Below are 13,247 nucleotides of genomic sequence, written 5' to 3'. Positions count from 1 at the left end.
TTTGTCTATTTTTCAGCTAATTGTTTCAGGTCTGCAATGATAGTGTCATAAGGGACGTTTTGATAGCCATTGTATTTCTTAATGATTTTGCCATCTCGATTCACTAAATAGAAGCTCGTTCCGTGCGTGAATTGGGAAGAACCCTCCGGTGGTTTGGAAACGGCTGATTTAAAATGCGTTTCGGAAAAGTTTTTGATGGTTTTAAAGTCATAGCCTGTTAGGAAATGCCAATTAGAAAAATCCGCATGATGGTCTTTGCCAAATTGTTTCATTTTTTTCGGTGTGTCGACTGACGGGTTGACACTGAATGACACGATATCGATATCTACACCGGCTTTGTCAATTTTTTGCTGAACTTGTCGTAAATTGGCGGTCATGGGCGGACAGACCATTTGGCAACTTGTGAAGATAAAGTTGGCCAGCCAGATATCCCCTTTTAAGTCCTTGCTTCCAAAAGCTTGACCATTCTGATCGGTAAATTCAAAATCACCGACCATCCAGTTCGCATCGGTCAAGTCAGTCACTTGATTGCTGTTTTTATTCGTATCGATTTGCTTGGCTGCTTGATCTTGTGTCGATTGTTCTGACTCAGATTTTTGCTCACCGCAGCCACTAAGCACCATGCCTATGATTAATAGGCCCATTAATAGTAGACGATATTTTGGCATAATGACGCTCCTTTTAATCATTCTTCTACAAACCATTGTAAATTTTATGATTCATAAAATCATTAACAATCTGTAACGAATTTATAACATTTACAAGATGGTTTCATAGAAAATGTTTCACGTGCATCACGACTTTTCGAGAAATTCTGTGCTAGAATGGTAAAAAACGAGAGGATTCCACAATCTTCTTCAGAGTTTATGTGAGTGTCGAATCATATAAGAGGGAGGTAGACAGGTGAAGCGCTTACCAACACGAGAACGATTACTTGAAATTATTAATATTTTACAACAGGAAACCGATGATGAAAATCAAGTTGGATTACAAGACATTGAGCAGAAACTCAAACACATATACGGTGATGGGGCGGCTGTAAAACGGGAAGTGCTGCGAGAGGATTTGTCGGCGATTGATGCGTACAATATGTCTGTTACAAGAAATCATGGCTCGCATGGTAAAAATTTATACAGTCATCAAGAACGATTATTTGAACTCTACGAACTTAGAATGCTGATGGATGCGGTCCTGTCAGCGCGATTTATGACGACAAAGGACGCCCAGCGTTTGATCGACAAAATTCGTCATCTTACAAGTGAACCACAACGTGAGAAATTACAGCATCATCTCTATGTGGATGAAACCGTCCGAAATGATAGCGACCTTATGAAGTACGATGTTAATAGTCTCCATATCGCGATGTCGGATAGTAAAAAAGTTGAATTTCAATATGGTCATTATAATAACGACATTGTGTTCACACTCCGCAGGGACGGCATGTTCTACCCGGTGAAACCCTATGCACTGACGTGGGATAACGGCTTTTATTATCTGATTGGCGAATTTGAACTTACCAATGAAATCCGGCACTACAGAGTCGACCGTATGCGCCACGTTCGTGTGAAAGACGAAACTTTTAAGCGGCCTGATTTTAATGTCTCCGAATATATGAAAACGGCTTTCAATATGTTTGCCGGTAAGGAAGCTGATATAGAGATACAATTTTCGTCCAATCTTTTAAACATCATGATTGATCGCTTTGGTCGAGATTCCAATTACGAAAAAGTCGATGAGGAGACGTTCGTGATTAAGACGAAAGCGGCTATCAGCGACGGACTTGTGCACTGGCTGTTGGCAAGGGGCGGTGAAGTGAAGGTTTTATCACCAGATGATTTAATTGACCGAATGAAGGAAGCGATCATGCAATTATATGAGGTTTATTATTAGTGCGTAAACTGACACACACATCCTGCGAGCCCTAAAAAAATTTCCGAAGCTTGAAGGAATTCTGCTTATCTTGTCGAATAACTATACATACAACTGATTACCCTTTATGACTCACAGTTGGTGAGTCTGATGTTTTATTCACCCATATTTTCAGCTGGCCGTTTTTTCGGTCAGCTTTCTTTTTATACTTAAAAAATACAACCGAATTGGATAGACTATAAATATATAATAAAAAGCGCTTATTTAATTATTGGGATTGCGAGGAGGTTGTCGGATGGGCGGTTTAATGGAGGCGCTACACAAGATATGTCTAAAACATCCGTTTGTGGAAAAGCGATTGCTTGCTAGAACGCACCGGGAAGGGCGTCAACTGGTTGAGTCTTATGTTTCCGATGGTTATCAAGCGGTTAATTTACACGTCTACACATTGGCTGATGTTATGGAGGAAATGGTGGCGGAAACACTATTCCATAATGATTGGAAGGTTGTGAATGAACATGAGGCAGTTTATCTTGTGTTCCAATGTCTACAGAAATGTGGGCATACAGGTGAGTTGACTTATTTTCATAGAGTTGAACCCACACTGGGTCTGGCCCGGTCGATCTATACTGCCATCTCAGATTTAAAACAGGCAAATGTCCATCTTAGTGAATGGCCAGAAAACGCATCCGTCCACCCGGATAAATGGCGAGACTTGCAAATCATTGATCGGTATTATCATCAAGCCCTAAAGAATACTAAAAAACTTGATCAGGGAGATCTTGTTGACTTGGCGTTGAAAAAGGGGCAACCCTTGCGTAGGAACGTGACCTATATCATCGCCCCTAATCACAAGTTTTCTAGACAGGAACAGGCATTATATGACCGGTGGATCCAGCCTGACGCTGTCGTTCTCCCCACATTCGTCGTTGTTGATCCCGAAACGCCAACCCATGTAGTCAATGAGAATCGATATGCTTACATGTATCACCCAGAACTCGCTATAAAAAGAGACACCGACCCCGATGTTCGTTTTTTCCATGCTTATGGTGAATCGAATGAACTCCGGCACATTTTGTCTGAGATTCGATCCCAGAAACACCCTTTAGATGATGTGACGATTGCGATAGCTGGAGGTGAGTCGTATACGCCATTACTCTATCAACTAACGTCTCAATATCAGATACCTGTCACATTTAACAGTGGGTATGCCATCCATAATACCAGACCGGGACGCTTACTTCACCAGTTACTCAACTGGATCGAGCAGGATTATAGTGATCAAATGTTATTGACGATGATTCGTTCTTCTGAATTTGATGTAAAGCACATGTCGCTGACCAAGCGAGCCTTAGCCAAGGGTGTGAAGCACGCGAACATAGGTTGGGGGAAAACGAGATATGTCAGATATGTTAATCAAGTTTTAAATGATGATTTATCGAAACGGGACAAATCGGTAATAGACAGTTTATGGACGATGATTCATGATTTACCGGAAACAGGCTCTCAGCAGACAGTGGATGTCAGCCATTTTAGCGAAGCATTGTCACAATGGCTTGAATTGTACGCTGCTATTAAGGATGCTGCCGATGGTGAAGCGCTGGAGGCATTGATGGAATCATTAGCAGTGCCCGCAAGCGGAGGTCGTGAATCGATTCAATTAGAGGATGCCATCCAGCTCATGCGTGACGTCACTTCAGGGTTGTCAGTTCAAGCCGCCGCATCACAACCAGGGCATTTACATGTCACCCGGGTGAGGGACGGCCTTTTTGACAACCGTGAGATCACCTATATTGTTGGCCTAGATCAAACAAGCGTCCCGGGGCAGGTGATGGAGAATCCGGTTTTACTGGATGCGGAGAGACAACGAATCAGTCAATATTTGCCGCTGTCAACAGATCATTTGAGCGAACGACATCAAGCCTCTGCTCAATATTTAGCCACTCGTATTGGGGAGTCGACACTTAGTTATTCGATGTTTGATATGAATGATCATCGCAAACGCGAGCCGGCTTCCTTTATGCTGCAAGCTTACCGATTAGCCGCGATGCAATTAGATGCCGATTATCAAGTCTTGGCCGATGCTCTTGGTACACCGGCCGGATTTATTGCTGAACCGGATGGCGGCTTGGATACGGGTGACGAGTGGCTATCGTATGCTTTAGAGAACGACTCGGAAGCCACTTTGTCTCAATTGAGGACAAACTTTCCGTTAATGGCATCTGGTTTTCAAGCGGCAAAGGCAAGGCGCCTGCCACAACTGACACCCTATGATGGCAACATTCATAGGTCAGCGGCTAACCTTGACCCTAGGATGAATAAAGAATTAGTGATGTCGACTGAAAAGCTACAGACGCTCGCGACGTGCCCATATCAATATTTTCTTCGCTACGTATTACGCTTAAAGCCGAAGGAAGTTAGGCGTGGTACATCTGATGAATGGCTGGATCCATTGCAACGTGGCGAGTTGCTGCATCGTATCTTTGAGCATTTTTATCGATCTATAATGGCCAAAAACGAATCAACGAATGAAACCCATAGACTCCATTTATTCGAATGGGCGGAAAACCAGATCAATGAACAGCGCATGAATGTTCCGCCGCCGAGCGACTGGGTGTTTGCTTTAGAAAAAGATGAACTGTTAGCTGCTTGTGACGTCTTTTTGCAAAGTGAAATGACGTATGCGGATGAGGGAGACCCTGTCGCATTCGAATGGACATTTGGATTGGATGACGAGCGAGCGCCAGCAGCCATTGACCTTGGTGATACAGGACAATTCCGCTTGGCTGGCAAAATTGATCGGATTGACAAGCTTGACGCAGGCGATTATCGAATTATTGATTATAAAACAGGCAGTGCCAAACGTTATGGAAAACATGACTATTTTAAAGGCGGTCGTCAGCTCCAGCATGCTTTATATGGCTTGGCACTTGAAGCCGAATTGGCGGATACGGAAATAACCGGATCTGTCCGTGACATGGCTTACCTATTTCCGACGTTAAAAGGTGAGGGGGAGCGTGTTTACCGCACCGGAAGTAAAAGAGAAGAGACGAAGCAGGTCCTTAATACAGTCTTTGATCTCACTCGTGAAGGTTTGTTTCCGGTCACCGATGATGCTCATGATTGCACGTTCTGTGATTTTAAACATGTTTGTCGCCGGTCAGCCTTTGCGGACAGCGTTAAAGCGAAAATGGCAGATGATACAAGACCTGAATTGATCCATTTCAAAAGGATGAGAGATAATGAGTAACGTTTTGATTCAAGATCAGGCTGACCGCAGTCAGATTGCTGCCGAATTAAATAAAAATTTTCTCGTTGAAGCTGGGGCGGGGTCGGGAAAAACATCCAGCCTCGTTGGACGGATGATTCAGATCATTCGGACCGGGTTTACCACGGTCGATAAGATAGCGGCAATTACGTTTACCAAAAAAGCGGCCAATGAACTGAAGCAACGGTTTCAGACTGGTTTAGAGACGGCGTGTCACGACGCTGTGGATGAGGACAGCAGGGCGCGCTTAGAAGAGGCGCTCATGAACCTTGACTGCGCTTTTCTGGGAACGATTCATGCTTTTTGTGCTCAATTATTACACGAAAGACCCGTTGAAGCCGGGATTGACCCTGAATTCAAAGATCTAGACGAGGAAGAGAACCAGGCTTTGTTAAGAGCAGCGTGGGATGCCTTTCTGTTTGATGTGAAGAAGAATGCCCCGGAACAATTAGAGGTGCTTGATGCATTAGGTGTAACACCGAAGGATCTTCAGACGATCTATATGAAACTTTCCACGTTTCCTGATGTGTCGTTTCCACCGTGTCATGCGGCTCGACCCGATTTGACCGAGGCTTTACCACCTTTAACGAAAGCGGTTAATGATGCTGTACGTGCGATTCCGGATGATGAGCCAGAAAAAGGTTACGACGCGTTACAGCAAAAAATCCTTCAGTTCCGGCGCTTATCAGGACTATTGGATTTGACCACGGACAAACAAATTATCCGGCTTTTATCGATATTTGAGAGCGGAGTTAAAGTCACACAAAATCGTTGGGATGTGAAAGCAGAAGCGATTGAATGGCGCGACTATTTTTCCGAGTTGAGAGAACAGCATGTATTACCTTTGTTAACCGCATGGCGTGAACACTGTTACGGTGAAATGATGGATTTTATCCAACCGGCCATAAGGCGTTATGAGCAAGCTAAAAACCAAAAATCAGGTCTGAATTTTCAGGATCTATTAATGACAACACGCCGGCTGCTTAAGGACCATCCAGAAGTCCGGCAGTATTTTCAGCAAAAATACCGTTGTTTGCTGGTCGATGAATTCCAAGATACGGATCCATTACAAGCGGAAATCCTGTTTTATTTAACGGGCGATCATCACCAAGAGAGAGATTGGCGTAAGTGCGTACCGCTGCCCGGCTCATTGTTCGTTGTAGGGGATCCGAAACAATCGATTTACCGTTTTCGCCGGGCGGATATTGATATTTATAATACGGTGAAAACCTTAATCGCAAACAGCGGCGGTGATATTCTTGATTTGACGATGAATTTCCGGTCAGTATCATCTGTTACGGAACGGTTAAATGTCGTATTCCGTCAGCTGTTATCCGGGAATGATTATCAAGCAACCTTTAAGCCATTGCAAGCCGCGCGAACATCAAAGGACGAGGCTGTCCAAGTGCTGTCGATTCCGTCAGAATACAGTAAAAAAGATGAGATCATTGCTTTTGAAGCCGACGCGGTTGCAAAAACAATCGCGGCATCTCTCTGCGGTGGTATCAGATTAACCAGCCGTGAAGCGCCGCATCAGGCCAGTGACTTTATGATTCTAACCCGTTACAAAGATGGTATGACGGTCTATGCCCAGGCACTAGAGAAATGGGGCATTCCTGTGCACATCGCCGGTGATACAGCACTGAATGAATCGGTTTTTGTCCAGGAATGGTTGACATTGTTACGGTTTCTCTGTGATCCCTCGGACCGTCTGCAGTTCGTTGCTGTCCTTAGAGGTTTGTTTTTTGGAATATCCGATGATGCCTTATACCAATACAAAACATACGGCGGTCAATTTGAACTTTTTCAAGACGTTCCTGAACAAATGCCTGATGAAATACGATCGTCATTGATGTCGGCGTTTGAGTATTTGCACCGCTACCATCAATGGTCACAACAGTTACCGCCGGCAGTGGCAATGGAAAAGATCATGAAGACTTCGGGGCTGTTGTCATTTGCGGCCGCCCAGGACGAAACGGAGGCCGCTTATCTTTATCAGGTGTTGGAATATGTCCGGAGTGGTGAAGTTGACGGTGTAACTTCGTTTGATCAAGCGTTAGCAGCGGTTGAAGAGTGGGTAGCGGCACGGCCCGAAGAGGCCCTGACACTGGATGCTCACGGACATTCAGCGGTCAGAATCATGAATGTTCATAAGGCTAAAGGATTGGAGGCGCCGGTCGTTTTCTTAGTGAATCCGATGAAATTGACGACCCCACCTGTGGACCGGCATATCAGACGAACGGACAATGGGGCTAACGGTTTTATGTTGTTGCAGAAATCTGTTGGTACATGGCACAAGCAAACATTGGCCCAACCTCAGGGTTGGCAAACCTATGCCCAAGAGGAGGCCCGGTATCTGACAGCTGAAGAAGACCGTCTTCTTTATGTTGCGGCTACGAGGGCTGAGGATGCTTTGATTATCAGTTCATCGGAGAAAAGTAATAAAAGGAATCCGTGGTACCGTCTAATCGAATATCATCCAGATCTTTCTGTTCTCCAAGTTCCAGAACATGTAACAGAGTCCAACCAATTAGGTGAAAAAGTGCAGGCCGCTCCGCGAGATCCCTGTGTTGATAATTGGGTGGAGCCTTTGTCCCAGCCGAGTCTTGCGCATGTTGCACCAACGGATGAGAAAAAATCGTCTGCTTATTGGAAGGTAGAACGCTATGAGGGCGGCGGTACCGCTTGGGGGAGTGTCATTCATCGTGGTCTAGAGGCGCTCGTAAAAGGCGAGAAGACTGAATGGATCGTTCAACAGTCGTTACGTGACCATGAGCTCCTAGGAGAAGACTATGATCATGTTCAGGCGATCTTGGAGTTATTTCAACAATCATCAGTATGGGATGATTTGCGTGCCGCTGATGAATGTTATGCCGAAATGCCCTTCGCCGTTCAACTCATCAAAGGTGACCGCTTGTATCACTCCGTGGCACAGTGGATGGATTTACATCATGATGTCGTGCACTTATCCGGTGTTATCGATTTGGTTTATCAAAAAGGTGAAACATGGACAATCGTTGATTATAAAACGGATCGGATGAAGCATGACGAGGACATGTCTATTTTAATGGAGGAATATTATCAACAACTGCAAGTGTACAAAGCTGTACTAGCGACAATGGTACCGAGCGATGAGAATTGCCGGGCTTACATCTATTTTACTGAAAAAGACGAGCTGTGTGAGGTATGAGGGGAGAAGTCAGATGAATGATAAAGGGGATTTCTATGAATCAACTTGGAAAGCCAGAGGACGCAGCGCGGTTGATTCGATTCTTGGCGACAGATGAAGCCGAATGGATTACCGGCCAAGTTATTAACTCTGAAGGTGGATTTCTACGTCAGTAAGTGATATATACTGAAAACGGGGCTGACCCGTTTTGGGATCAGCCCCGGAGTGATCCGTTCAGAGGGGATGGACTCCACCTACTCAATGGCTTTTGATACATCCAAGTAGCCTGCACCTTGAACATATTTTGGTAAGCCCTGGTCAACGGCTGCTTGAAGGATCTTGGTTTTGACCTGATCAGGCGTATCCTCAGGTGAGGATTCCAGAATTAAAGCACATGCCCCGGCACATATCGGTGTCGCCATAGATGTGCCTGATAATGAAAAATAGTCGTTATCGACACGGTTTGATTTCTGTGTTTTATCTAAATATGAGCTTGGAGATCTCAGTGATATGATATTCACACCTGGTGTAACAACATCTGGTTTAGACGTTTGGCCGCAAGCGGGACCGCGGCTTGAAAATGGTGCAATCTCATCATCGGAACGGTCGACGGTATTCTGATCGTCCATGGCACCGACTGTGATAATGGTTGAACTGTTACCGGGTGTTCCGATGGTTCGTTTATCGGGCCCTGAATTTCCGGCGGCAACACAAACGACAATCCCGTTAGCCCATGCTTTGTCCACCATTTTAACGAGTGGATCGTTACAATTGGATTGGTCAGCAGGTGCGCCTAATGACAAGGAAATGATGTCAATTTGATACTCAGCTTTGTGTTCGATACACCACTGGATGCCTGCTGCGACAGTTGAGAGGGATCCTGAACCGGTTTGGTCAAGCACCTTAACACCTATGATCCCCGCCTCAGGTGCAGGGCCCCGGTAATTTCCATCGGAAGCGTAACCGTTTCCGGCGGCATCCCCAGCGCAATGAGTTCCGTGGCCGTTGTCATCATAAGGTTTTGTCTTATTTTTGACAAAGTCCTTAAAAGCCACGATGCGATCAGTTGGTTGTTTTAAATCAGTGTGTGGATGGACTCCGGTATCCACGACAGCAATGTTAACGTTCTTCCCTGTTAATCCCTGGTCATGCAATGCTTGGGCACGAATGGTTGGTGAGGCAACATCAAGATAAGCACTTACTTTTCGATCATGATATACCTTTTTAATATTAGGGTGATTATAGATGAGTTTTTCAATACTTGATGGTGTTAATGTGGCTGATAGGCAAGAGATTTCAGGATAATCATGAGAAATTTTGCATCTTGATTCATGTTTTAATAGTTGATCCATATCGTTTTTACTTGTGTGAAAGGACTCAGCATCCTCTTCAAGTTCAATAACGACGGGAAGCTTCTTGAATTTAACCATTAACTTTTCTAAATGACGGTGCATAAAACAAGGAATGCGCCGGAATGGGCGGTAAAGCTGGACCAGCTGCTGACGCAAATCCTTATCAAACTTATGATGATACTTTCTGGTGAGTTGAATCATAGAGAAACCATACAAAGTCTATCACTCCTTTATATGATTTATGCTATGAATCATCTGACAAAAGGTCGCGGTATTCGTGGATAATGAGGAAAAAAAGGTGGTTGTCTCATAGACGAATCTTATAGATTATCAACTTAAGACTTTCGTTATAGGATTAAAGATTTGGGGTGAATGTCGATGATTAAGGCGGTTATGTTTGACTTAGATGGGACTTTGCTGGATAGAGACCGCTCCTTATTAGCATTTGCTAAAAATCAGTACCAACGATTTAATCAACAGTTAGCATCAATCGAAGAAAATGCTTTTGTAGAAAGATTGATCGCTTTAGACCAACATGGCTCTGTTTGGAAGGATCAAGTATATCAGCAATTATTAAGGGCATTTGGAATTAAAGATTTGCATTGGGAAACATTGCTGAACGATTATATTCGCCATTTTTGCGACCATAGTCTTCCTTTTCCCAAAATGGTGAAAACGCTACAGACTTTATCTAATCGCGGATTTTATTTAGGGATCATCACCAATGGTCAATATCCTTTTCAGTTTAATAATATCCAAAGTCTAGGGATCGAATCCCGTATGTCGGTGATATTAGTGTCGGCAAAAGAAGGGATCAGGAAACCAGATTCTCACATTTTTCATCAAGCAGCACGTCGGCTGGGCCTGAAACCTAGTGATTGTGTCTTTGTCGGTGATCACCCAGAGAAAGATGTTGCAGCCGCTAAGCAGGCTGGATTCCGTGCCATTTGGAAAAGAAATGATATTTATCATCAACCGTCTGTATATGATGGGATGATCACGAATCTTGATGAACTAAATGATATGAATTTTAAAGAAATATCCTTTAAGGAGGATAGGTGAGGATATGCATCCATTAGTCATCAGTAAAAAAATGCCGGCTGAGGCTATACCATATGAATGGCTACTCTTAGCTGACCCATCAAAAACCATCATTGATAATTATATGTATAGAGGGCAAGTCTATATTGCGAGAATCGATGATTGCGTGGTCGGCGTGTACGTTTTGCTGTCGACGCGTCCGGAAATGGTTGAATTGGTTAATGTTGCTGTTGCTGAGCAGGAGCAAGGAAAAGGCATTGGCCAACAACTCGTCAACCATGCTATTATTACGGCTCAATCTCAAGGGTTTAAGACGATAGAAGTGGGGACAGGGAACTCTAGTATCGGGCAACTTGCGATGTACCAAAAGTGCGGGTTCCGGATTACAGGCATTGATATGGATTTTTTTGTTAAACATTATTCAGAGGAAATCATTGAAAATGGTATTATCTGTCGGGACATGATTCGATTGGCACAGGATTTGTTTTGACAGGGAGACTTGTTCGTGCCGGATACACTTAAGCGTGTTAAAATAAATAGCGATGAAGGGAGTACATAATATGCAAACATTCGATCAGAAACTTGAGAAGTATGCTGAGCTGGCCGTTAAAATCGGCGTTAACATTCAAAAAGACCAAGACCTTGTTGTAAGTGCGCCTATAGCGGCTGTTGATTTTGTTCGTAAGGTCACTAAGGAGGCGTATCAATCGGGAGCCAAACAAGTTTATTTTCGCTGGAGTGATGATGAGCTCACATTGACCCGATTTCAGTATGCCCCTGATGAAGCTTTTAAGGAGTATCCCACTTGGGAAGCAGAAGGGCTTGAGCAGTTAGCCAAAGAGGGTGCAGCGTTTCTTGACATCCGGACACCAAACCTTGATTTATTGAATGGCATAGATCCTGAGAAGATTTCGATGGACAATAAAACAGCTTCAAAGGCACTTGAGCCTTACAAAGAGTACCGTATGGCAGATCGCGTGAGTTGGTCCATCGTCGCTGTGCCATCAGAAGAGTGGGCGAAGAAACTCTTCCCTGATTTGGAGACAGATGCAGCCGTGACAGAGCTTTGGAATACGATTTTTAAAATGACGAGAGTCGATCGCGAAGACCCTATTGCTTCGTGGGAAGAACACCAACAACAGCTAACTGAAAAAGGTAACTATATGAATAACAAGAAGTTTAAACAACTTCATTACCGTGCCCCGGGAACGGATTTAACGATTGAGTTACCTAAGGATCATGTGTGGGCTGGCGGTGCTGCTGAAGATGCATCAGGAACGTCGTTTATCCCCAACATTCCGACGGAAGAAATATTTACACTGCCACTTAAAACGGGCGTCAATGGCACGGTAACAAGTACGAAGCCCCTTAATTATAGTGGGACTTTAATTGAAAACCTTTCTCTAACATTTGAAGACGGCCGGATTGTCGATTTTAACGCTGACCAGGGATATGAAACGCTGAAGCGTCTAATCGAAACCGATGAAGGCTCGCACTATTTAGGTGAGGTGGCGCTTGTCCCTCATAATTCACCCATTTCGCAATCAGGCTTGATTTTCTTCAACACTTTGTTTGACGAAAATGCTTCCTGTCATCTAGCCATCGGAAAGGCATATCCTAAATGTCTGGAAAACGGTGCTGATTTAAGTCGTGAAGCGTTGGAACAGCATGGCGTTAACAATAGCCTGGTTCACGTCGACTTCATGATCGGTTCAGATGAATTGGATATCGACGGCATCACTCATGATGATGATGAAGAACCCATTTTCCGTCATGGGCTTTGGGCCTTTTAGATCAATAAATTCATAAACTCAACCGTTCGCCTATACTGCAGTATAGGCGAACGGTTTTTTATTTCTGGTTCATCGTTTCTGATGCTTATAACAACAGGTGAAACATGGATTTTATAATAAATAGGGGTTGATGTATTTATCTACACATGATATATTATTAAATGTCGCTTTTAACGGCGCCAACAAAATATCAAACGTTATTGACACGATTAAATAGCTTTTGATATATTATTAGGCATTACTTTTGAAGCACAATATTATTTCAAAAAAATTATTGACATACTGATCCTTGTTTTGATACAGTTGTATTTGTCGCTTTGAAAAACATTCGCGATAGCAACACGAATTGCTTTTAAAATCATAATGACAAGAAAAAAGTCATTGACATTATGAAAGATATTTGTTAAAATATAAAAGTCACTTTGATAAGCAACAATATGAGCGAATGACAGATTGCTCTTTGAAAACTAAACAAAAACTCAAGCGCTGTTTGAAAGGAACCTCTTTTCAAACATAGCCAAGGGTCAAATATTTGCAGATATTGGCTTAACAGCCAAGGATGTAAAGGAAGGCCGACTAACGGCGTGACGTCCTGTCACAACGTCGGCACTTGTACGTCCTATACATCGGAGAGTTTGATCCTGGCTCAGGACGAACGCTGGCGGCGTGCCTAATACATGCAAGTCGAGCGCGAGATATTCTATGATCTCTTCGGAGTGATTAGGATGGATCGAGCGGCGGACGGGTGAGTAACA

8 protein-coding genes, 1 rRNA gene and 1 pseudogene are annotated in these 13,247 nt (G+C 43.8%); 8 read left to right on the top strand and 2 right to left on the bottom strand.

Annotated elements, in window-relative coordinates:
• Window positions 1-5: 5 nt before the first annotated feature.
• Window positions 6-668, bottom strand: coding sequence for an SCO family protein (locus B9Y89_RS03625; RefSeq protein ID WP_176222090.1), 663 nt, complete (start codon window positions 666-668; stop codon window positions 6-8).
• A gap of 235 nt (window positions 669-903) precedes the next feature.
• Here B9Y89_RS03625 and B9Y89_RS03620 point away from each other — a divergent pair, with 235 nt between their 5' ends.
• From B9Y89_RS03620 to B9Y89_RS03605, 4 genes and pseudogenes are all read left to right on the top strand, one after another.
• Window positions 904-1,890 carry a helix-turn-helix transcriptional regulator gene (locus B9Y89_RS03620; protein ID WP_085521645.1) on the top strand — a complete coding sequence of 329 codons (987 nt, stop codon included), beginning with the start codon at window positions 904-906 and terminating at the stop codon, window positions 1,888-1,890.
• 274 nt (window positions 1,891-2,164) lie between these two features.
• Window positions 2,165-5,119: a PD-(D/E)XK nuclease family protein gene (locus tag B9Y89_RS03615; RefSeq protein ID WP_085521643.1), complete on the top strand. Its 2,955-nt coding sequence runs from the start codon at window positions 2,165-2,167 to the stop codon at window positions 5,117-5,119.
• A complete protein-coding gene (locus B9Y89_RS03610) occupies window positions 5,112-8,327 on the top strand; it encodes a UvrD-helicase domain-containing protein (RefSeq protein WP_085521641.1) in 3,216 nt (1,071 codons plus the stop codon). The genes B9Y89_RS03615 and B9Y89_RS03610 overlap by 8 nt, the downstream gene beginning before the upstream one ends.
• A gap of 35 nt (window positions 8,328-8,362) precedes the next feature.
• A pseudogene (locus tag B9Y89_RS03605) lies at window positions 8,363-8,482 on the top strand (SDR family oxidoreductase); the annotation flags it as partial.
• Window positions 8,483-8,560: 78 nt separating this feature from the next.
• Here B9Y89_RS03605 and B9Y89_RS03600 read toward each other — a convergent pair.
• Window positions 8,561-9,874: a S8 family peptidase gene (locus B9Y89_RS03600; protein WP_085521637.1), complete on the bottom strand. Its 1,314-nt coding sequence runs from the start codon at window positions 9,872-9,874 to the stop codon at window positions 8,561-8,563.
• Window positions 9,875-10,036: 162 nt separating this feature from the next.
• Here B9Y89_RS03600 and B9Y89_RS03595 point away from each other — a divergent pair, with 162 nt between their 5' ends.
• The 4 genes from B9Y89_RS03595 to B9Y89_RS03580 all read left to right on the top strand — a co-directional run.
• A complete protein-coding gene (locus B9Y89_RS03595) occupies window positions 10,037-10,720 on the top strand; it encodes an HAD family hydrolase (RefSeq protein ID WP_085521635.1) in 684 nt (227 codons plus the stop codon).
• A 4-nt stretch (window positions 10,721-10,724) separates the two neighbouring features.
• Window positions 10,725-11,189 (top strand): GNAT family N-acetyltransferase, encoded by a 465-nt coding sequence (locus B9Y89_RS03590; protein ID WP_254901173.1) that lies wholly within the window; start codon window positions 10,725-10,727, stop codon window positions 11,187-11,189.
• A 70-nt stretch (window positions 11,190-11,259) separates the two neighbouring features.
• Window positions 11,260-12,492 (top strand): aminopeptidase, encoded by a 1,233-nt coding sequence (locus B9Y89_RS03585; RefSeq protein ID WP_085521633.1) that lies wholly within the window; start codon window positions 11,260-11,262, stop codon window positions 12,490-12,492.
• 623 nt (window positions 12,493-13,115) lie between these two features.
• Window positions 13,116-13,247: ribosomal RNA gene (locus tag B9Y89_RS03580) — 16S ribosomal RNA — on the top strand; the annotation flags it as partial.

Origin of the sequence: Tuberibacillus sp. Marseille-P3662, from assembly GCF_900178005.1 — a bacterium.
In the GTDB taxonomy this organism is placed as follows: Bacteria; Bacillota; Bacilli; order Bacillales; family Sporolactobacillaceae; genus Marseille-P3662.
Note: the sequence above shows the minus strand (reverse complement) of the source record. Positions and strands in the feature narration are given on the sequence as shown.